Origin of the sequence: Aeromonas sp. s6, assembly GCF_040907815.1 — a bacterium.
GTDB lineage: Bacteria > Pseudomonadota > Gammaproteobacteria > Enterobacterales > Aeromonadaceae > Aeromonas > Aeromonas caviae.
Window position 1 is genome coordinate 1 of the sequence record NZ_JBFOCN010000019.1, and the last position, 21,011, is coordinate 21,011.

Genomic DNA, 21,011 nt, shown 5'->3' on the forward strand with positions numbered 1-21,011 from the left:
GGGCATGATGAGCGACCTGCAAAAAGCAGTAATAGATCAAAACAGCCGATCGCTGTCAAGCCGCGAAAAAGGGAAAATCAGGTGCGGAATGACGGTTGTAGTGTTCCAGGTAGCTATCCAGGTCTGTCTGCATCTGTTCTACCGACTCATACCAGGTCGTTCTCCCCTTGATACGGAAGTGTTCATCCAGCAGTGTGCGATGCAGTCGCTCGATAAAACCGTTGCTCTGCGGCCTGCGTACCTTGGTTGTCCGGTGTTCAATTCCCTCCAGTTGCAGAAACAGCTCGTAGGGATGATGGTCTGGGCGCCCACAGAACTCGCGCCCGTTATCTGACAGGATGGTATAGACCCGAGCCTCATGGGCTTCGAAGAACGGCAGTACCGTTTCATTGAGCACATGAACCGAGGTCACCGGCAGCTTGCTGGTGTAGAGCCGTCCCCAGGCATGGCGACTGTAGCAGTCCAGCACGGTTTGCAGATACACCTTGCCAACCCCCTTGAGCGCGCCGACGAAGAAGGTGTCAACCGCCACCAGTTCTCCGGTGTAGTGGACCTCAATCTGGCGTTCGCGAAACTCGGGGCTGAAGCGTTCTAACAGGCGGATCTGCTCGTCATTGAGCTCAATGGTCTGCTCCCGGTGGGTTTTCTCGAGGCGCAACAAGCGGTCGTGTTTGGAGAGCAAGTCGTGACGTTGCCACACGCCACGCACACCACCCGCACTGACATTGATGCCTTGCAGAGCCAGTTCTTGGGCGACCCGCAGCGGGCCATGAGTGGGTCTGGTGAGGGAGTAATCGAGGATGGCCTGTTCAATCTCAGGAGCGACCCGATTGGGATGAGCCCCTTTACACCCGGGCAATTTGTCGAGCAATCCCTCGGCGCCATAGGTCTGGTAGTTACGGCGAATTTCGTAGAACTGCTGACGGCTGTAGCCGATGAGCTTGCAGGCTTTGCTGACGTTATTGAGCTCTTTGGCGAGCTCTAGCAAGCTAAGTTTACGACGTGCTACTTTCTCGTTGGTGGTCATACGGTGACTCCAGATAACACGGTAGGGGTACCGTTTTGTTATCCGGTTTGAAGCCGTATGACCACTCCCTTTTGTGGGCAACTGTCAGGTGAATACCATCTCCATACAAGCAGGGATTGGGAAATCCCCTTGCGGGGTTGATATTGGCTACCTTGAGATGGCTCTTGGCTCACCGGTGCCACTATAAGCTGGAGTTATGGGTTTTACGATAAAGACCCAACTTTTGCTTATAGTGGCTGCCGCCAGCACACAAATGCTTGTTGCGGCCCACTTATCGGCCACAGGTCGCTTGCCAGATGTGCTACCGATTCCATGACACGCTCAGACAAAAAGAGGGTCGCTTTCCCCTTGCGACCCCCATCTGCGCCCTATTTGCTGCTTACGGCTTGCTGCCCGGGTGATTACCCGATTGCCGGAATAACGATCCGGCTTCCTGTGTAAGACGGCGCCACTCAACCACTACAGGTAGTTCCCCTGCCGCAGGGCGGTCAGCAGATCGTCTACCAGCGCATCCACCGGTTTACCAGCATTCAGCAGATGGATTTCCGGCTGCTCGGGGGCCTCGTAGGCGGAGTCGATACCGGTGAAGTTACGGATCTCCCCCGCCCGCGCCTTCTTGTAGAGCCCCTTGGGGTCACGCTCTTCACACACGCTAAGGGGTGCATCCACAAACACCTCGACGAACTCCCCTTCACCCACGAGATTGCGCACCAGTTGTCGCTCGGCACGGAACGGCGAGATAAAGGCGGTGAGGACGATAAGTCCCGCATCCACCATCAGTTTTGCCACTTCGCCGACCCGGCGGATATTCTCCTGGCGGGCGGCGTCATCGAAGCCGAGATCGCCGCACAGGCCGTGGCGCACATTGTCCCCATCCAGCAGATAGGTGTGCTTGCCCGAGGCGGCCAGCGCCTGCTCCAGTGCCCCCGCCAGGGTGGACTTGCCCGCCCCGGAGAGCCCGGTGAACCAGATCACCAGGGGCTTTTGCCCCTTCTGCTCGGCCCGGCTCTGTTTGTCGACGGCATGGGCATGCCACACGATATTGCTCATCCAACACTCCTTGATTGGCGCTCACGCCTCAAAACTTAAACTGTCCGGCACCGCGGGGAGCCGCCTCGGACTATCAGCCGACAACGTGCTGATGCCATGGCATTGCTCATCCAACACTCCTTGATTGGCGCTCACGCCGCAATACTGAAAACTGTCCGTTACCGCAGGGAGCCGCCTCGCACCATGAGGCGGCAAGGTGCTGATGCCCTGATATTGCGTATGCAACCCCCCTGATTGGCGCTCACGCCTGGATGCCAGTGCCCTGGCACTCCCCTGCATCATAAGCAGCCTTGATAAAAGCTGCGTTAACATAAGCAGCCCTAACACATCCCCCGGTATCAGACCTTAAAACGGAAACAGCAGGGGCACCATGACGATCACCCCGATGCTGTAGGCCAGGGAGACAGGCAGGGCCAGCTTGAGATAATCCGGCATCTTGTAGTTGCCCGCCGCATAGACCATCAGGTTGGTCTGGTAGCCGTAGGGCAGGATAAAGCTGGAGCTCGCCCCGAACAGCACCGCCAGAATGAACGGCATGGTGGAGACGTCCATGCTGAGCGCCAGCTGGAATCCCATGGGGAAGGCCAGCGCCGCCGCCGCGTTGTTGCTCATCAGCTCCGTCAGCACCAGGGTAAACAGATAGATCCCCACGAAGGCGATAAAGGGACTGGCCCCGTTGAACTCCCCCATCAGCCAGTCGGCGATGAGCTTGGCCAGGCCGCTCTTCTCCAGCTGATCGGCGATGGCGAGCGCCCCGCCCACCACCAGCCAGATATCCAGGGGAAAACGGCGGCGGATCTCGTCCAGGGTCAGGATGCGTGAAAACAGCAGCGCCACCAGCATCACCAGCAGCCCCTTGAAGAGCGGCACCAGATCGAGCACAGACAGGGTCAGCACCCCGAGGAACCCCGCCACCACGGCGGCGCTGCGTGTGGCATCGAGCCGGGTGGAGGCCTCCAGCCCGCTCACCACCACGAACTCCCGGGAGAGGGACTTGTTGCCCGCAAACTTGGGGCCGGGGGCCAGCAGCAAGGTGTCCCCTGCGTGCAGCTCAATCTGGCCGAGGCCGCCGGTGAGCTGGGTCTCGCCCCGGCGCACCGCCAGCACCACCGCATCGAAGTGGGTGCGAAACTCCGCATCCTTGATGGTCTGCCCCACCAGGCGCGAGCTGTGGCTGACGATCACCTCCACCAGGTGCTGGCCGTTGAGGCGGTGCTGGCCGTAGAGATCCAGCCCTTTGAGCTCCTGCAACACGCCGACGCTCTCCACGTCGCCGCAGAACAGCAGCATGTCCCCCTCGTGCAGCTCGTGTTCCGGCTGCACCGGGCAGATCACCTGGTTGCCCCGGATGATCTCGGCAAGATAGAGGCTTTTCAGGCTGCGCAGGCCGTTCTCCTTGACGCTGCGCCCGGCCATGGGCGAGCCGGGGCCCACCTTGGCCTCGAGAAAATAGCCGGATTCCCGGCTCATCTCGGTGTCCTGCTCCGGCAGGTGGCGGGCAAACAGCAGCACGGCGATAAGGCCGGTCAGCAGGGTCCCCGCCCCCACCATGAAGAAGTCGAACATGCCGAGCGGCTTGGCCCCCATCTTGATGAGGAAGCTGTTGACGATGAGGTTGGTGGAGGTGCCGATCAGGGTCAGCACACCGCCAAAGGTCGCCGCGAAGCACATGGGCAAGAGCAGCCGGGAGGGCGCATGGTTGGGGTTGCGCTTGACCGCCCCCAGCATGGACGCCACCACGGCGGTGTTGTTGACGAACGCCGACAGGAAGGCTGTGGAGAACCACACCTTGACCAGCACCTTGTTGAACGAGCCGGTGCCCACCAGGTTGGCGAACCAGCTCATGACCCGGGTCTTCTCCACCGCGAGCGAGACCAGCAGCAACAGCACCAGGGTCAGCAGGGCGCTGTTGGTATAGCCCGCCACCACGGCGTTGATGTCCGCCAGGCCGCTCAGATAGGTGATGAGCACGGCGCCCGAGAAGAGCAGCGCCGGCCGGAGTTTGCCCTGGATCAGCAGGACGACGAGGGCAGCCAGCAGACCCAGCACCAGGGATTGTTGCCAGGTCATGGGCTTATTCCTTGCTTGCGTCGTTGCTGATGGTCAGCGCCTGCCAGTGGGGGAAGTGCTTGCGCACCAGGGCGTTGAGCACCACTTCGAACTCGCTGTAGTGCCCTGTTGCCACTGTCGCGGCCAAGCCCTCCACTATCATGCCGGCGCCGACGGTGACGTTGCTCAGCCGATCGATCAGGATGAAGCTGCCGGTATCGCGGATCTCCTGGTAGGGGTCGAATGCCACCGGGTCGGTCAGGCTGAATTCGCACAGGCCGATCTCGTTGAGCTTGAGCTCGGAGGCCGGCAGCTCGTCGAGCTTGTTGATCTCGATGCGGTGGCGGATGGCCTCCACCTGACCACGGCTCTTCTTGGTCGCCAGCTTGACGTCATAGACCCGGCCCGGTTGCAGGGACTCCTCCCCCATCCAGACGATGTGGGCCAGCACGTTCTGGGTCACCTGGGGCTTTTTCGCCGCGTCCACCAGCAGGTCGCCCCGGCTGATGTCGATTTCATCGGCGAAGGTGACCGTGATGGCCTGACCCGGCAGGGCGTAGTCAAGATCGCCGTCGAAGGTGACGATGCGAGTCACAGTGCTCTCTTTGCCGGACGGCAGCACCGCCAGCTTGTCGCCCACCCGCAGGATGCCAGAGGCCAGCGTGCCCGCGAAGCCGCGAAAATCGAGGTTGGGGCGGTTGACGTACTGCACCGGCAGGCGCACCGGGTGACGCTCCAGCTCGCGCTCCACTTCCGCGCTCTCCAGCAAGGAGAGCAGGGTCTCGCCCTGATACCAGGCCAGCTTGTCGCTTGGGTTGACCACGTTGTCACCGTCCAGCGCCGAGACCGGCACGATATGGATGGTGTCGACGCTGAGCTTCTTGGCAAACTCGCGGTACTCCAAGCTGATGCGCTCGAACACCTCCTGGCTGAACTCCACCAGATCCATCTTGTTGACCGCCACCACGAACTGCTTGATGCCGAGCAGGCTCGCGATAAAGCTGTGGCGACGGGTCTGATCCAGCACCCCCTTGCGGGCGTCGATCAGGATGATGGCCAGATCGCAGGTGGAGGCGCCGGTGGCCATGTTGCGGGTGTACTGCTCATGGCCCGGGGTGTCCGAGATGATGAATTTGCGCTTGGCGGTGGAGAAATAGCGGTAGGCCACGTCGATGGTGATGCCCTGCTCGCGCTCCGCCTGCAGGCCGTCCACCAGCAGGGCCAGGTCCAGCTTCTCGCCGGTGGTGCCGAGCTTCTGGCTGTCGGACTCCAGCGCTTTGAGCTGATCTTCATAGATCTGCTGGGAGTCGTGCAGCAGGCGGCCGATGAGGGTGCTCTTGCCGTCGTCCACGCTGCCGCAGGTGAGAAAACGCAGCAGGCTCTTGTGCTGCTGGGCGTGCAGGTAGGCTTCAATGCCCTGTTCGCTGATGGCGGTCTGAATGTGGTTGTTCATGATGCGATTCCTTAGAACATTTTTTTAGAAATAGCCCTGACGCTTCTTCTGCTCCATGGAGCCGGCCTGATCGTGGTCGATGAGCCGCCCTTGCCGCTCACTCGAGGTGGTGATCAGCATCTCTTCGATGATCTCCGGCAGGGTGGTGGCATTGGATTCGATGGCCCCGGTCAGCGGGTAGCAGCCGAGGGTACGGAAGCGCACCAGCTCCTGCTTCACTTCGTCTTCCGGGCCGATGGGCATGCGATCGTCATCCACCATGATCTTGATGCCGCCGCGATCCACCACGGGGCGCATGGCCGCGAAGTAGAGCGGCACGATGTCGATGTTCTCGAGATAGATGTATTGCCAGATGTCCAGCTCGGTCCAGTTGGAGAGCGGGAAGACACGGATGCTCTCCCCCTTGTTGACCTGGCTGTTGTAGACGCGCCACAGCTCCGGGCGCTGGTTCTTCGGATCCCAGCGGTGGGACTTGTCGCGGAAGGAGTAGACACGCTCCTTGGCGCGGGATTTCTCCTCGTCGCGACGGGCACCACCGAAGGCGGCATCGAAGCCGTATTTGTTGAGCGCCTGCTTGAGCCCCTCGGTCTTCATGATGTCGGTGTGCTTGCTGCTGCCGTGCACGAAGGGGTTGATGTCCATGGCGAGGCCATCCGGGTTCTTGTGGACGATGAGATCCAGCCCGAACTTTTTGGCGGTCTCGTCCCGGAACTTGATCATCTCCTTGAACTTCCAGTTGGTGTCCACGTGGAGCATGGGGAAGGGGATCTTGCCCGGGTAGAAGGCCTTGCGGGCCAGGTGCAGCATGACGGAGGAGTCCTTGCCGATGGAGTACATCATCACCGGGTTTTCAAATTCGGCGGCCACCTCGCGGATGATATGGATGCTCTCGGCTTCCAGCTGTTGCAGGTGAGTCAGTCGCTCGCGGGTGACACCTGCACGGATGCTCTGTGCATCGGATGGCTGCAGTTGGGTCAGTCTTTCACGGTCCATGTCTGGGTCCTCGGTTCATTGCTATCGCACCTGCTCGGGGCGCGGTGTTGGTTCAGTTCGGTGCCGCCTTGGCCGCACCGTCAAATCGATTCGGGTCTCGCCTCTCAGGCCAGGCTCACCAGCTTGAGCTCGTGGCCGCTTTCTGCCTCCTGCCCTTGCCCCTGCTCGCCAAACCAGGCGAGTTGCTGGCGCAGGGCCACCACTTCACCGATGACGATAAGCGACGGGCTCACCGCCTGCTGGGCCAGTTCGGCCAGATCCGCCAAGGTGCCGGTCAGCACCCGCTGACGGGCCGTGGTGCCCCGCTCGATGATGGCGATGGGGGTGGCGGCGCGTCGGCCATGGCTCACCAGTTGCTGCTGGATATGCTCGGAGCGCATCAGCCCCATGTAGATGACCAGGGTCTGGTTGGTGGCCGCAAGCTGCTGCCAGTCGGGCTCCTTGCCCTCCTTCTGGCAGTGGCCGGTGATGAAGACGGCGCTCTGGGCATGGTCGCGGTGGGTGAGCGGAATGCCCGCATAGGCGGTGGCACCGGCAGCGGCGGTGATGCCGGGCACCACGGAGAAGGGAATGCCCTCCTCGGCCAGCACTTCCAGCTCCTCGCCACCACGACCGAACATGAAGGGATCGCCCCCTTTGAGGCGCACCACCCGGTTGCCCGCTTTGGCGTATTCCACCAAGAGGCGATTGGTCTCTTCCTGGGGCACGCTGTGGGCACCCGCCTTCTTGCCGACCGACACCAGGGTGGCGTCGCGGCGCACCAGTTCCAGGATCTCGGGGGAGACCAGCTGGTCATAGAGCACCACTTCGGCCTGCTGGATCTGTTGCAGCGCCTTGAGGGTCAGCAGGCCAGGATCTCCCGGGCCCGCCCCCACCAAGACAACTTCCCCCACCTCGGTTTGGGCTTTGTCGAGCCCCTCATTGAGCCAGCGCTCGGCCCCCTGCCAATCGGCTTTCTCAATCAGACCGGCCAGGGTGTTGGAGGCAAAGGCGCGCTCCCAGAAGCGGCGGCGATCGGAGAGGGAGGCCAGCACCTGCTTGGCCCGGCGGCGCACCCGGCCGGAGAGCTCCGCCAGACCGCCGAGGTGGCGGGGCAGCAGGCTCTCGAGCCGCTCGCGCAACAGACGCACCAGCACGGGGGCCTTGCCGCCGCTGGAGACGGCCACCACGATGGGGCTGCGATCGATGATGGAGGGGAAGATAAAGCTGGAGCGCTCGGGGTCATCCACCAGGTTGACGAACAGACCGCGCTCGGTGGCGCTCTGGTAGACCAGGGCGTTGACCTCGAGATCGTCGGTCGCGGCCACCACCAGGATCTGCCCTGCCAGGTGGGCCGGGTCGAAACGCGCCGCCACATGGGTGAAGCGACCGGCAAATTCATGGAACTCGGGCTCGAGCATGGGAGAGACCAGGGTGATCCGGGCACCTGCCGCCAGCAGCAGGCGCGCCTTGCGCAGGGCAACCTCGCCCCCGCCCACCAGCAGTACCGGGCGGCCTTCCAACCTGGCAAACATAGGTAAATAATCCATCAGGGCCCGCTCCTCGGCATCGCGACATCTGGGGCGACTATAGGCAGGAGCGCTTATCCCTCAAAATAATAAAAAATGCTCTTTAATGCGTTTTGGTAATTAGTAAAGCCGTGTGGCGGCAATAGAGAAGCGAATCTGCTTGTGGTGGATGGCACCAGACCCTAGGCTAGTGAAAGTGTTTCATAAGGAGCTTAATCATGAATGAGTCATTGATTGTATTGGGGATCTTCATATTCCTGGTACTCGCCACCCTGAGTGCCGGCATCAAGATAGTGCCCCAGGGTTACAACTGGACCGTGGAGCGCTTCGGCCGCTACACCCGCACCCTCTCCCCGGGCCTCAACCTGCTGATCCCCTACATCGACCGCATCGGCCACAAGATCATCATGATGGAGCAGGTGCTGGACATCCCGGCCCAGGAGGTGATCTCCCGGGACAACGCCAACGTCACCATCGACGCCATCAGCTTCGTGCAGGTGGTGGATGCCCGCAAGGCGGGCTACGAGGTCAACGATCTCACCAGTGCCATCCGCAATCTCACCATGACCAACATGCGGACCGTGCTCGGCGCCATGGAGCTGGACGAAATGCTCTCCCAGCGCGACACCATCAACGAGAAGCTGCTGCGCACCATGGATGCGGCCACCGCCCCCTGGGGCATCAAGGTGACCCGGATCGAGATCAAGGATGTGCGCCCGCCCCTCGCCCTGGTGGAAGCCATGAACGCCCAGATGAAGGCCGAGCGCCAGAAGCGGGCCGAGGTGCTGGAGGCCGAAGGGGTGCGCCAGTCCAAGATCTTGAAGGCCGAGGGGGAGAAGCAGTCCCAGATCCTGAAAGCCGAGGGTGAGCGTCAGGCCGCCTTCCTCGCCGCCGAAGCCCGGGAGCGGGCCGCCGAGGCGGAAGCCAAGGCGACCCACATGGTCTCCCAGGCGATTGCCGAGGGCGACATGCAGGCCATCAACTACTTCGTGGCCCAGAAATACACCGAGGCCCTGGCCCGCATCGGTGAAGGCCCCAACAGCAAGATCATCATGATGCCCCTGGAAGCGGGCAGCCTGATAGGCTCGGTGGCGGGCATGGCCGAGCTGTTCAACAAAGACGGCAAGGCGGGCAAATCATGACAGCCCTGTTCGAGGGGCTGACCCACTGGCACTGGCTGGGACTCGGCTTCGTGCTGCTGGCCATCGAGGTGATGGGGTCGGTGGGCTTCCTGCTCTGGACCGGCATCGCCGCCCTGGAGGTGGGACTCCTGCTGCTGGTCTGGCCCTTCGGCTGGCAGGCGCAGTTGCTGCTCTTCGCCCTGCAATCCCTGCTCACCACCTGGGCCTGGTGGCGCTGGCAGCATCGCCGGGATCACTCCGGGCTGGATGCCGCCGCTCCCATCAACGAGCGGATGCAAAGCTACATGGGCCGCGAGCTGACCCTGCTGGACGAAGTCAGCCAGGGAATGAGCCGGGTGCATCTGGACGACACCGTCTGGACGGTGCGCTGCAACGCGCCGCTGCCGGCCGGCAGCCGGGTCAAGGTGGTGGGGGCCGACTCCCACATCCTGCTGGTGGAACCCCTCGGCTGACCGGGCAGCGCCCTTCCATGGCCATAAAAAAACGGGCCCGGCGCGAGTGCGCCGGGCCCGTTTTTCAATGAGGTGCTGGCTTAGTTGGCCTTGGCATCGCTCACGGCAGCTTCAGCCTTGGTGGCCACGTCAGCGGCAGCCTTCTCGACAGTAGCGGAAGCTTCGGAAGCAGCCTTCTCGACGGTAGCAGACGCTTCGCTAGCGGCTTTCTCGACAGTGGCAGCAACGTCTGCGGCCGGGGTCGCAGCCGGAGCGGCAGCTTCTTCTTTCTGACCACAGGCGGTCAACATCAGACCCAGGATACCGGCTACCAGTACTTTGTTCATGTGCATACCCTCAAAAAAAGATGGAGAGATGGTGCAGGGACCATCACTGTACGCCCCGGCTCCTGTCGGCACACCGGCCGCTGGAGCCCGAAGGCGCGCGAAATATATCCCCATATGCGGCCGATGAAAACGCGTATCACAATGATATTTTCTCGTTGGCATGATAAGAAACACTGCTGCAACGACAAATATTAATATAAAACACCCATTCATCATCAGATTCGCACAACAAATCGCCAATTACCTGGCGATTGCCAGTCAGCCATTGCCTTTCTGTCAGGCTCTCGGCGCTGCCGGATTACGCCGTCAGTCAGACAGCTTCTGACAAGGCAGGCGCCGCCCCTGCTGGTCGCTCTGCCGGGCCAGGTCCAGCAAGGCCATCACCGCCAGGGCCTCGTCGGCCGGCACCGGGTTCTCCCCTTCTCCCCGGATGGCGGCGCAGACGCCGCGATAGTAGGCGCCGTAGTCCCCCGCCTCGCCAGCCACGGTCTGCTGCACGAGCTGACCGTCCCGGATCTGGCTGAGCTGGCCGGGGGCGGGATCCACGCCCCAGTCCGCCGCCGGAGGCCGCTTGCCCTCCTTGAGCTGCTCCTCCTGCACGTCCATGCCGAACTTGATGAAAGAGCCCTGACTGCCGTGCACCACGAAGCGGGGCATCACGGCCGACACCAGACAACTGCCGTGCAGAATGACCCGCATCTCGCCGTAACCCAGCACCACATGGAAGTAGTCGTCCGCCAGGGCCCCGGGGCGCTGCTTGCCCAGATCCGCCTGCAACCAGTCCGGCTGGCCGAACAGCTGGAGCGACTGATCCAGGATATGGGGGCCGAGATCGAACCAGAGACCGGAGCCCGGGCCGCCCGCCTCGCGCCAGCGCTGGCGCACCTCGGGGCGATAACGGTCGAAGTGGGATTCGAACTGGGCGACTTGCCCCAGCGCCCCCTCCGCCAGCAGACGGCGCACCGTGAGGAAGTCCCCGTCCCAGCGCCGGTTGTGGAAGATGCTGAGCAGCCGTTGCTGCTTCTCTGCCAACTCGACCAGCGCCTTCGCTTCGGCCAGATCCAGGGCGAACGGCTTGTCGATCACCACGTGCTTGCCCGCCAGCAGGGCCTCGCGAGCGATGGGGGCGTGGGTGTCGTTGGGGGTGGCGATCACCACCAGATCGAGGCTGTCATCGGCCAGCACCTGCTCCAGGGTGCCGACCCGGGTGCCGGGCAACGCGGCCTGTACCTTGGCGGCATCCCGGCTCACCACCCAGCGCAGGGTCAGGCCCGGGGTCGTGGCCAGGAAGGGGGCGTGAAAGGTCTGTCCTGCGAAGCCGTATCCCACCAGGGCGGCGTTGATTGTGTGGCTCATCCGGTTTTCTCCACGGGTCTGTGATCATGCGAGGCAGGCGAGGTCACCTGAAAAAGAGAAGGGGGCTCAAGGCCCCCCGAGTGTGCTCATCAGAGCACAGGATTTATTGCAAACACAAGCGGCGACCCTGGCGGGTCATCAGCATCACCAGCGGGGGCAGCAGCAGCCACATGTGCAGGGCAAGCTGGCTCAGGGGATCCGGCATCAGCCAACCGGTGATCCCCACCAGGGCGCCGGAGCCGCTCATCTGGAACAGGCCGAGCAGGGCGGCAGCAGTCCCGGCGCAGTGGCCGAAGGGGGCCAGCGCCATACCGGCGGCGGCGCCCAGGATCATCGCAAAACCGATGCTGGAGAGGAACACCGGGCCCATCATGGCCAGCGGGTGCGGGATGTGCATGGCCAGGGTCAGGGTGATGGCGGAGAGCAGCAGCACCAGCAGGCCGATGCGCAGGGTCCGTCTTGGCCCTACCCGGGCGATGAAGCGCGGGGCCAGGAAGCAGGCCAGGATGTTGAGGGCCGCATTGGCGGTGAACCAGTGACTGAAGCCACTCATGTCCAGCCCCAGGGTCACCATCAGTTGTACCGGCGCCGCCGTCACGTAGGCGAGGATCACCGCCATCGCCAGCATGCACAGCGCCGCGTTGAACAGGAAGCTCGGGGAGCGCAGCACCGGGCTGTAGCGGGACCAGCTGATGAGCGGGCCAGCACTGCTGGTCTCCTCAGGGCGGGTTTCCGGCATCCGCCACAGCAGCCAGCTGCCGACCACGACGGCGTAACCCGCCATGAACCAGAAGTTCGCCGACCAGCCCGCCTTGGCGGTGAGCCAGCCACCCAGCAGGGGCGCCAGTGCGGGGATGAAGCAGATGGCACCGTTCAGATAGGAGATCATCTGACCGCTCTTCTTGGGGCCATAGCTGTCACGGACCACCGAGAAGGCGGCCACCGAGGTGGCGCAGGCCCCGAAGCCTTGCAGCACCCGCGCCAGCATCAGCTCGCCCAGGCTGGCGGCAAAGCCGGCTGCCAGGGCGCTCAGGCCGTAGAGCAGCACGCCCCCCAGGGCAATGGGTTTGCGCCCGTAGCGATCGGCCAGCGGCCCCACCAGTAGTTGCCCCAGCCCCATGCTGAACAGGAACCAGGTAATGGTGCCCTGCATCAGGGTCACTTCGGCCCCCAGCTGCTCGGCCATCTGGGGGATGGCAGGCAAATAGATGTCGATGGCCAGCGGGCTGAACAACACCAGGAGTACAAGCAAAAGAATCAATGGCATCAGTCACCTCAAGCCCTAGGAATATCGATTGGGCCGCGAGTCTACTGACTCAGAGTAATGAATTGAAATGGTATTTAATCACTTCGGTTATTCCCTGCTGGAAACATGTATCTCTTCTACCTCTCAGGGGGTGGAACCAGGATCCCCCGTTGGCACCGGATCCCGGGCAATTGGCGCTTTTACTAAACCCCTCCCCCGCATAGAATGCGCAGATTATTTTTGCGGAGGTGTGTGATGAACAAGCTTGTCCTGGCAACAGGGAACCAGAAAAAGGTGAAGGAATTGGCCGCCATGCTGGCCGATATGAAGATCCAGGTGATCCCGCAGAGCGAGTTTGCAGTCTCCGATGCCGACGAGACCGGCACCACCTTCGTCGAGAATGCCATCATCAAGGCCCGCCACGCCGCCCGCGTCACCGGCCTGCCCGCCGTGGCCGACGACTCCGGTCTGGAAGTGGATCTGCTGCACGGCCGCCCCGGCGTCTACTCCGCCCGTTTTGCCGGTGCCGGTGCCAGCGACAAGGAGAACATCGACAAGCTGCTGGCCGAGCTCAAGGGCGCGCCGGATTACCTGAAAAGCGCCCGCTTCTGGTGCGTGCTGGTCTACATGCGCCACGCCGACGATCCCACCCCCATTATCTGCCAGGCCAGCTGGGAGGGGATGATCATCGACGAACCCCGCGGCCAGCACGGCTTCGGCTACGACCCCGTGTTCTTCGTCCCCGACCACGACTGCACCTCGGCCCAGATGCCGGCGGAACTCAAGAACCAGCTCAGCCACCGTGGCCAGGCCCTGGCCAAGCTCAAAGCGGCCCTGGCGGCGGTCAACTAAAGCGCTGTCTCCCGCCGCGTTGTCATCTACAATGGGGGCCGTCGGCCCCCGTTTCGTTCGCGGCGCCCCGCCCGTTGTCACCGGCAACCAGGGCCACCCGACCCCTTTTGATTGTTGAATACTGGAAATCCCATGCTGCAACTGCCGCCCCTCTCCCTCTATATCCACGTGCCCTGGTGCGTCCAGAAGTGCCCCTACTGCGACTTCAACTCCCACGCCCAGAAGGGGGAGCTGCCCCACCTCGAGTACGTGGCAGCCCTGCTGGAGGATCTGGAGCAGGATCTGCACTGGGCCCAGGGGCGCCCCCTCTCCTCCATCTTTATCGGTGGCGGCACGCCGAGCCTGCTCTCCGTCGACGCCATGCAGGCGCTGCTGGACGGGGTGCGCGAACGCATCGCCCTGACCCCGGACTGCGAGATCACCATGGAGGCCAACCCGGGCACGGTGGAGGCGGACAAGTTCGCCGGCTTCCAGCGGGCCGGTATCAACCGCATCTCCATCGGGGTACAGAGCTTCCAGCAGGAGAAATTGACCCGGCTCGGCCGCATCCACGGCCCCGAGGAGGCGCGCAAGGCCGCCGAACTGGCCCACGCCATCGCGCTTCCCACCTTCAACCTGGATCTGATGCACGGCCTGCCGGATCAGAGCCTGGACGATGCGCTCTACGACCTGCAGCAGGCCATCGACTGCGCGCCGCCGCACCTCTCCTGGTATCAGCTCACCATAGAGCCGAACACGGCATTCGCCTCCAAGCCCCCCACGTTGCCGGAAGATGACACCCTGTGGGACATCTACGAGCAGGGCCACGCCATGCTGACCGCCCGGGGCTATCAGCAGTACGAGATCTCGGCCTATGCCAAAGAGGGGTATCAGTGTCGCCACAACCTCAACTACTGGCGCTTTGGCGACTATCTGGGGATCGGCTGCGGCGCCCACGGCAAGGTGACGGATCTTGCCAACCAGCAGATCCTGCGCACCGCCAAAGTGAAGCATCCGAAAGGTTATCTGGATCCGAGCCGCCCCTATCTGGACAGCCAATGGCAGGTGAGCGCGGACGATCTGCCCCTCGAGTACTTCATGAACCGGTTTAGATTGTTTGAACCCGCCCCCAAGGCGGAGTTCGAGGCCTTCACAGGGCTACCGCTGGAGCGGGTAGAGACCATGCTCGCCATCGCCCGGACCAAGGAGCTGATCGAGGATCTCGGCGACAGCTGGCAGCTCACGTCCCTCGGGCATCGCTACCTCAACGTGCTGCTCGAACTCTTTATGGATGAGTGAGCACGGGTTCACTCTCTTGCGTCAAGACCGCAAGTCAGCACCAGCGAATAGAAAAACAATCAGGGCGCCATTGGCGCCCTGATTGTGTTAGCTGATGCCTTGCGGCAGAAACCCGCTCAGCAGCAGACGCTTGCCATCTGCTGTTGGCCGGGCTCCCACCGCTTGCCGTGCTTGGCCTTGCGCTGATAGCTGCCCTTACCCTTCTTGCTCGGCTCGACCCGGGCCTGGAACAGGGGGGAGGTCACCAGTGCCTTGAGGTGGTTGTCCTGAATGATGCCGCGCTGATGTTCGCAGGCGGGTTCGGCGGTGACACAGGTCACCTTCTTCTTGGCCATATGGGCTCCTTGATGGGGTTGTCGTGTTTGCCTATCGTCCCTGTCTGGAAGGGCAGGTGGCGAAAAACGCGCCGATTGTGCGCCTCTTGCCTCCCCCGTGCAAGCTGTCAGGCGGGGTGATAGATAACCCGCACCAGGCCGCTTGGCAGCACGGCGCTCGACACCGGTCTCAACCCTGCGGGGAGAGGCCCGGTAAAGAGCGGGATCCCGCCCCCCAGGGTGACCGGCACCCAGAACAGGGTCAGCTCGTCCACCAGGGCCCCCTGCAGACCCTGCCTCACCAGCTCCCCGCCATCCAGATAGAGGTGACGGCTTCCCCCCTGCCACAACTCGTCCAGCACCTGCGCCAGCGCCCCCTGCCTGAACGCGACCCGAGGACGGGGGTCGGCGGGCCTGTGGGTCAGTACCACCAGCGGCTTGTCCCCGTAGGGCCACTCGGGAAAGGCGCTTACGATATCGTAGGTGTTGCGCCCCATCAGCAGGGTGTCTGCGCTCGCCATCAGGGCGCTGTACCCGGTCTCCTCCGGCCCGTCGCCACCATAGGGGGCCAGCCATGCCAGATCGCCCCCCTCCCCGGCGATGAAACCGTCGAGGGAGAGGGCGAGAAAGGCGGAGACCCGGGGCCGGCGCAGCTCAGTGCTCATGGTCGTGATGCTCGTGGCGGGAAGGGGCGCCGGACTCCAGGGTCTCGAGGATGGCGCAGTGCTCCGCCGAGCGCGGGCCGCCGCAGCAGATGTCGGAGAGGGCCTTCAGGTTCTCGCGAAAACGGGTCAGCTCCAGGAGCTTCTGCTCCACCTGTTCGAGCTTGGTGTCAGCCACCGCCTTCACCTCCTGGCAGGTGACCTTGGCCTTGTTGGTGTCCAGGGTGAGCAGCTCGCCGATATCCGCGAGGGAAAAGCCCACCGACTTGGCGCGGATGATGAACTCCAGCCGCCGCTTGTCCTGCTCCCCGTAGAGGCGATAACCGGATTCGTTGCGAATGCCCGGCGAGATGAGGCCGTTCTTCTCGTAAAAGCGCAGGGTGTCGGCCTTCACCCCGCACGCCTTGGCCAGTTCACCGATCCGATACATGGTCCTCTCCCCCCGCATGACATTCCCGACATGGTACTCAATATAAACCGGCCTCCACTATCACCTCTTTGCCCGGCGATTGCCAGTCAAAGGCAGGAAAGCAGCAGCTAACCCCTCACTTGCCGGCCATTTATCCCCAAAACACTGAAAAGACAAACGTTTCACAAAAATTCACCAGAAAACGTTTAACGCCGCATCCCACAAGGGTTTGTCTCTTTAAAAAATCCACCACAGGTCACATTTTTTGTGTAGAATACGCGCCCACAAGAGAGCGTCGCGTCAAGCGGGCATTTCCTAAAACGCTTTTGCCAACGGCCGCCCCGGGCGAGAGTGGTTTGCGAAATCCCCCACTTCCATTTATTTGGGGACTCTCTGTGTGTTGAGCCTCGCCTCCCATGGAACGGTCCCCGTTATGCTGAGGACGATAGTGTGATGGAACAAGCTCGACCCATTCGCCGTGCACTGCTGAGTGTGTCTGACAAGACTGGCATCCTGGAATTTGCCAAGGCACTCGACGCGCGCGGTGTGGCCCTGCTCTCCACCGGTGGTACCGCCAAGCTGCTGGCCGATGCGGGCCTGCCGGTGACCGAGGTGTCCGACTACACCGGATTCCCCGAGATGATGGACGGCCGGGTCAAGACCCTGCATCCCAAGGTACACGGCGGCATTCTCGGCCGTCGCGACCGGGATGACGCCATCATGGCCGAGCACGCTATCTCCCCCATCGACATGGTCGTCGTCAACCTCTATCCCTTCGCCGCCACCGTGGCCAAAGCCGGTTGCACCCTGGAAGACGCCGTCGAGAACATCGACATCGGCGGCCCGACCATGGTCCGCTCCGCTGCCAAGAACCACAAGGACGTCACCATCGTCGTCAAGGCCTCCGACTATGACCGCGTCATCGCCGAGATGGATGGCAACGGCAACAGCCTGACCCTCTCCACCCGCTTCGATCTGGCCATCGCCGCCTTCGAGCACACCGCCGCCTATGATGGCATGATCGCCAACTACTTCGGCACCCTGGTGCCCTCCTACGGCGAAAACAAGGAAGGCGACGAAGAGTCCCGCTTCCCCCGCACCTTCAACAGCCAGTTCATCAAGAAGCAGGACATGCGCTACGGCGAGAACAGCCACCAGGCTGCCGCCTTCTACGCCGAAGAGCAGGCTGCGCCGGGCTCGGTGGCAAGCGCCATCCAGCTGCAGGGCAAGGCCCTCTCCTACAACAACATTGCCGACACTGATGCGGCGCTGGAGTGCGTGAAGGAGTTCAGCGAACCGGCCTGCGTCATCGTCAAGCATGCCAACCCCTGCGGCGTCGCCATCGGTGACGACCTGCTGGCAGCCTACGATCGCGCCTACCAGACCGACCCCACCTCGGCCTTTGGCGGCATCATCGCCTTCAACCGCGAACTGGACGGCGAGACCGCCGCGGCCATCGTCGCCCGCCAGTTCGTGGAAGTGATCATCGCCCCCAGCATCAGCCAGGCAGCCCGCGAGGCGGTCGCCGCCAAGCAGAACGTGCGCCTGCTGGAGTGCGGCCAGTGGACTGCCCCGGCGCAAGGCTTTGACTTCAAGCGCGTCAACGGCGGCCTGCTGGTGCAGGAGCGCGATCTGGGCATGGTGACGCTCGGGGATCTGACCGTGGTCAGCCAGCGTCAGCCCACCGAGGCCGAGCTGCAGGATCTGCTGTTCTGCTGGAAGGTCGCCAAGTTCGTCAAATCCAACGCCATCGTCTACGCCAAGAACGGCCAGACCATCGGCGTCGGCGCCGGCCAGATGAGCCGCGTCTACTCTGCCAAGATCGCCGGCATCAAGGCCGAGGATGAAGGGCTGACCGTGGCGGGCTCCGTCATGGCCTCCGACGCCTTCTTCCCGTTCCGCGACGGCATCGATGCCGCCGCTGCCGCGGGCATCTCCTGCGTCATCCAGCCAGGTGGCTCGATGCGCGACCAGGAGGTGATCGACGCCGCCAACGAACACGGCATGTGCATGGTGTTCACCAACATGCGTCATTTCCGTCACTGACAGCCCAGGGCCGCCGATGGCGGCCCTGCCTCTTTAGCACCGGATCCTTTCCACTGGCAGTGCCACCGCAGCGCCAGTGAACTCAGACAGAAGCGAGCGAGACGATGAAAGTACTGATCATTGGTAACGGCGGCCGTGAACACGCCCTGGCCTGGAAGGCCAAACACTCCCCCCTGGTGACCCAGGTCTTCGTGGCACCGGGCAATGCGGGCACCCAGCTTGAGCCGGGCATCGAGAACGTCGCCATCCAGGCCACCGACATCGAGGGCCTGCTGGCCTTCGCCAAGGCTAACCAGATCGGCCTCACCATCGTCGGACCGGAAGCCCCCCTGGTGAAAGGGGTGGTCGATGCCTTCCGCGCCGCCGATCAGACCATCTTCGGCCCGACCGCCGCCGCCGCCCAGCTCGAAGGCTCCAAGGCCTTCACCAAGGACTTCCTGGCCCGCCACGCCATCCCCACCGCCGATTACCAGAACTTCACCGAGGTGGAGCCAGCGCTGGCCTATCTGCGCGAGAAGGGCGCTCCCATCGTCATCAAGGCCGACGGTCTGGCCGCCGGCAAAGGGGTGATCGTCGCCATGACCCTCGACGAGGCGGAAGCGGCGGTGCGTGACATGCTCTCCGGCAATGCCTTCGGCGATGCCGGCGCCCGGGTGGTGATCGAGGAGTTCCTGGACGGGGAAGAGGCGAGCTTCATCGTCATGGTGGACGGCGAGCACGTGCTGCCCATGGCCACCAGCCAGGATCACAAGCGCGCCTTCGACGGTGACACCGGCCCCAACACCGGCGGCATGGGGGCTTACTCCCCGGCGCCCGTGGTGACCGACGAAGTGCACCAGCGCGTGATGGAACGGGTGATCATGCCGACCGTGCGCGGCATGGCTGCCGAGGGCAACGTCTACACCGGCTTCCTCTACGCCGGCCTGATGATCGATGCCGAGGGCAACCCCAAGGTGATCGAGTTCAACTGCCGCTTCGGCGACCCCGAAACCCAGCCCATCATGCTGCGGATGCAGTCCGATCTGGTGGATCTCTGCCTCGCCGCCTGTGCCGGCCAGCTGGATCAGAAGGAAGCCGTCTATGACCCCCGTGCCGCCATCGGCGTGGTGCTGGCGGCGGGTGGCTATCCCGGCGACTACGCCAGCAATCACCCCATCAGCGGCCTGCCGGTGGACGAAGTGGCAGGGGAGAAGGTGTTCCATGCAGGCACCCGCCTGGAAGGACACACCAGCCTGACCCAGGGTGGCCGCGTGCTGTGCGTCACCGCCCTCGGCCACACGGTGCAGGAAGCCCAGCAGCGGGCCTATGCCCTGGCTGGTCGCATCCAGTGGGACGGCATCTTCTATCGCAAGGACATCGGCTGGCGTGCCATCGAGCGCGAGCAGGCCGAATAAGGGCCGGATCCCGATCACTCAAAGGGCCTGCGGGCCCTTTTTTTGTTGCACGGCGTCTGTTCGGGCAGTGGAATCATCCATGGATGGTGGCTTTCAAAAACAAAAACACCTGAAAAACTCACATGACGTTAAAAAATCTATTTTTGATAAATAATGGCAGCATGATTCACTGCCTGCGAGCCCCTTCCCGGACCAGATGCGCGCCCTTGTATCCCTGCCGGAGGCGAGATCCGGTGGCCGTTCTCTTTCGGCTACATTCCCACAGCAATCCCCTGCACAATTCGTCACAATTGGTCGCACTTTCTTCATACAATGATCGCCCTTTCATGGCATCATGATGCGTGAAACCGCACTCAAATGAGTGCTATAACAACCTGCAATCTCGTCGTCTCATAAGGAAATCCCATGCTGAAAACTGTGCGTCCCCTGCTGCTGCCCCTGATGTTCGGCCTGATGGCCCTGCCTGCCATGGCCGGCGATCTGGAGCAGCCGATGAAGAAGATCGGCTTCAACTACAAGCAGGCCGTCAAGGCCGACGACGCGGCCACCATGGAGAAATACATCAAGGAGATGAAGGCCCAGCTGGACGTCGCCAAGAGCAAGAACATGCCCGCCGCCAAGAAGGAGAAGTTCCTGGAAGGCATGACCGAAGTGCAGAGCGAGCTGGATGCCAGCCTGGCAGCCCTCCAGGCCGGTGACGAAGCCAAGGCGCGCGAGCACCTGGCCAAGGTCAACGACCTGAAGAAGGAGTACCACAACTATGCCAAGCAAAAAGGCTGATCCCTTCCACTGGGATGCTCTGGTGCGCCTCACCCACTGGGGTGTGGCGGCCATCTGTATCGGCAACCTCTGGCTCAACGAGGCGGGCGAGGAGTGGCACGAGCGGATGGGATACGCCGTCATGGTGCTCATCGGCATACGCCTGCTGTGGGGGCTCACCTTCGCTCGCGGCCACGCCCGCCTGCGCGCCCTCATCCCGAGCCGGGAGGATTTTCGCCATCAGGCCGACGCCCTGCGCGAACGGACCCCGCCCACCCCGGGCCATCACGGCAGCGGCAAGCTGGCGGTCTGGGCACTCTGGCTGCTGGTACTCGCCACCGCAGGGACCGGCTGGTTCCAGAACACCGAGACCGGCTTCGATCTGGGGGCGGACGACTGGCACGAGTGGTGCACCTGGGCACTCCAGGGCATGATCGCCCTGCACCTGTGCGCCATCGCCTACACCTCCTGGCGCCAGCGCAGCAACCTGGTCACCCGCATGCTGCCAGGGCGTCGTGCCCGGGCCAGTGCCGGGCAGCAGGAACCCAACGTCTGAACGTTCACGGGGCCTTGCGGGGCCCCTGTTCATCCCCTTCGCTACCCGCTTGACGGGATCTCGCACCGATCTGCTCCCCTCTGCCCCCTCCTGCTGCCACCGAATAGCATGAAAGCATTTTCATTCACATTTCTTAATT

19 protein-coding genes and 1 pseudogene are annotated in these 21,011 nt (G+C 62.9%); 8 read left to right on the forward strand and 12 right to left on the reverse strand.

Going from position 1 to position 21,011, the window contains the following annotated elements:
- Positions 1–94 precede the first annotated feature (94 nt).
- The 6 genes and pseudogenes from AB5Y50_RS01545 to cysG all read right to left on the reverse strand — a co-directional run.
- Positions 95–1,027 (reverse strand): annotated as a pseudogene (locus AB5Y50_RS01545) (IS481-like element ISAs19 family transposase); the annotation flags it as partial.
- Positions 1,028–1,486: 459 nt separating this feature from the next.
- Complete coding sequence (cysC, locus tag AB5Y50_RS01550) at positions 1,487–2,077, reverse strand: adenylyl-sulfate kinase (RefSeq protein WP_043155923.1); 591 nt, start codon at positions 2,075–2,077, stop codon at positions 1,487–1,489.
- A 345-nt stretch (positions 2,078–2,422) separates the two neighbouring features.
- Complete coding sequence (locus tag AB5Y50_RS01555) at positions 2,423–4,147, reverse strand: SLC13 family permease (RefSeq protein WP_043155924.1); 1,725 nt, start codon at positions 4,145–4,147, stop codon at positions 2,423–2,425.
- Positions 4,148–4,151: 4 nt separating this feature from the next.
- Positions 4,152–5,579 carry a sulfate adenylyltransferase subunit CysN gene (gene cysN / locus AB5Y50_RS01560; RefSeq protein ID WP_368162393.1) on the reverse strand — a complete coding sequence of 476 codons (1,428 nt, stop codon included), beginning with the start codon at positions 5,577–5,579 and terminating at the stop codon, positions 4,152–4,154.
- Between the two features lie 24 nt (positions 5,580–5,603).
- Positions 5,604–6,572, reverse strand: coding sequence for a sulfate adenylyltransferase subunit CysD (gene cysD / locus AB5Y50_RS01565; protein WP_010675598.1), 969 nt, complete (start codon positions 6,570–6,572; stop codon positions 5,604–5,606).
- Positions 6,573–6,676: 104 nt separating this feature from the next.
- A complete protein-coding gene (gene cysG / locus AB5Y50_RS01570; RefSeq protein WP_043155927.1) occupies positions 6,677–8,101 on the reverse strand; it encodes a siroheme synthase CysG in 1,425 nt (474 codons plus the stop codon).
- 197 nt (positions 8,102–8,298) lie between these two features.
- On the opposite strand from cysG, the gene AB5Y50_RS01575 reads away from it, so the two are divergent.
- Together AB5Y50_RS01575 and AB5Y50_RS01580 are read left to right on the forward strand one after the other, a co-directional pair.
- Positions 8,299–9,222, forward strand: a complete 924-nt coding sequence (locus tag AB5Y50_RS01575; RefSeq protein ID WP_029314806.1) for an SPFH domain-containing protein — start codon at positions 8,299–8,301, stop codon at positions 9,220–9,222.
- Positions 9,219–9,674, forward strand: coding sequence for an NfeD family protein (locus AB5Y50_RS01580; protein ID WP_043155929.1), 456 nt, complete (start codon positions 9,219–9,221; stop codon positions 9,672–9,674). The genes AB5Y50_RS01575 and AB5Y50_RS01580 overlap by 4 nt, the downstream gene beginning before the upstream one ends.
- Before the next feature lie 80 nt (positions 9,675–9,754).
- Here AB5Y50_RS01580 and AB5Y50_RS01585 read toward each other — a convergent pair whose 3' ends face one another.
- The 3 genes from AB5Y50_RS01585 to AB5Y50_RS01595 all read right to left on the reverse strand — a co-directional run bounded on the left by AB5Y50_RS01585 (position 9,755) and on the right by AB5Y50_RS01595 (position 12,623).
- Positions 9,755–10,000, reverse strand: a complete 246-nt coding sequence (locus AB5Y50_RS01585; RefSeq protein WP_010675602.1) for a hypothetical protein — start codon at positions 9,998–10,000, stop codon at positions 9,755–9,757.
- Positions 10,001–10,306: 306 nt separating this feature from the next.
- Positions 10,307–11,356 (reverse strand): oxidoreductase, encoded by a 1,050-nt coding sequence (locus AB5Y50_RS01590; protein ID WP_043155931.1) that lies wholly within the window; start codon positions 11,354–11,356, stop codon positions 10,307–10,309.
- A 103-nt stretch (positions 11,357–11,459) separates the two neighbouring features.
- Entirely contained in the window at positions 11,460–12,623 is a 1,164-nt protein-coding gene (locus AB5Y50_RS01595) for a multidrug effflux MFS transporter (protein WP_039040832.1), read from the reverse strand.
- 234 nt (positions 12,624–12,857) lie between these two features.
- On the opposite strand from AB5Y50_RS01595, the gene rdgB reads away from it, so the two are divergent.
- Positions 12,858–13,454: an RdgB/HAM1 family non-canonical purine NTP pyrophosphatase gene (rdgB, locus tag AB5Y50_RS01600; protein ID WP_010675605.1), complete on the forward strand. Its 597-nt coding sequence runs from the start codon at positions 12,858–12,860 to the stop codon at positions 13,452–13,454.
- 132 nt (positions 13,455–13,586) lie between these two features.
- On the forward strand, positions 13,587–14,732 hold the full coding sequence (gene hemW / locus AB5Y50_RS01605; RefSeq protein WP_049636096.1) for a radical SAM family heme chaperone HemW: 1,146 nt from the start codon (positions 13,587–13,589) through the stop codon (positions 14,730–14,732).
- A gap of 116 nt (positions 14,733–14,848) precedes the next feature.
- On the opposite strand, the gene AB5Y50_RS01610 is transcribed toward hemW, so the two are convergent.
- The 3 genes from AB5Y50_RS01610 to zntR all read right to left on the reverse strand — a co-directional run bounded on the left by AB5Y50_RS01610 (position 14,849) and on the right by zntR (position 16,138).
- On the reverse strand, positions 14,849–15,067 hold the full coding sequence (locus AB5Y50_RS01610) for an alternative ribosome-rescue factor A (protein ID WP_010675607.1): 219 nt from the start codon (positions 15,065–15,067) through the stop codon (positions 14,849–14,851).
- 107 nt (positions 15,068–15,174) lie between these two features.
- Positions 15,175–15,711 (reverse strand): dihydrofolate reductase family protein, encoded by a 537-nt coding sequence (locus tag AB5Y50_RS01615; protein ID WP_042016332.1) that lies wholly within the window; start codon positions 15,709–15,711, stop codon positions 15,175–15,177.
- A complete protein-coding gene (gene zntR / locus AB5Y50_RS01620; RefSeq protein WP_049636097.1) occupies positions 15,701–16,138 on the reverse strand; it encodes a Zn(2+)-responsive transcriptional regulator in 438 nt (145 codons plus the stop codon). Before zntR ends, AB5Y50_RS01615 begins: the two co-directional genes overlap by 11 nt.
- 432 nt (positions 16,139–16,570) lie before the next feature.
- Between zntR and purH the strand changes: the two genes are divergently transcribed.
- The 4 genes from purH (at position 16,571) to AB5Y50_RS01640 (ending at position 20,872) form a co-directional block, all read left to right on the forward strand.
- Positions 16,571–18,163: a bifunctional phosphoribosylaminoimidazolecarboxamide formyltransferase/IMP cyclohydrolase gene (purH, locus tag AB5Y50_RS01625; protein ID WP_010675610.1), complete on the forward strand. Its 1,593-nt coding sequence runs from the start codon at positions 16,571–16,573 to the stop codon at positions 18,161–18,163.
- Between the two features lie 104 nt (positions 18,164–18,267).
- Positions 18,268–19,557, forward strand: coding sequence for a phosphoribosylamine--glycine ligase (purD, locus tag AB5Y50_RS01630; protein ID WP_368162394.1), 1,290 nt, complete (start codon positions 18,268–18,270; stop codon positions 19,555–19,557).
- Between the two features lie 405 nt (positions 19,558–19,962).
- A complete protein-coding gene (locus tag AB5Y50_RS01635) occupies positions 19,963–20,337 on the forward strand; it encodes a cytochrome b562 (protein WP_049636098.1) in 375 nt (124 codons plus the stop codon).
- A complete protein-coding gene (locus AB5Y50_RS01640; RefSeq protein ID WP_010675613.1) occupies positions 20,318–20,872 on the forward strand; it encodes a cytochrome b/b6 domain-containing protein in 555 nt (184 codons plus the stop codon). The genes AB5Y50_RS01635 and AB5Y50_RS01640 overlap by 20 nt, the downstream gene beginning before the upstream one ends.
- Positions 20,873–21,011 lie beyond the last annotated feature (139 nt).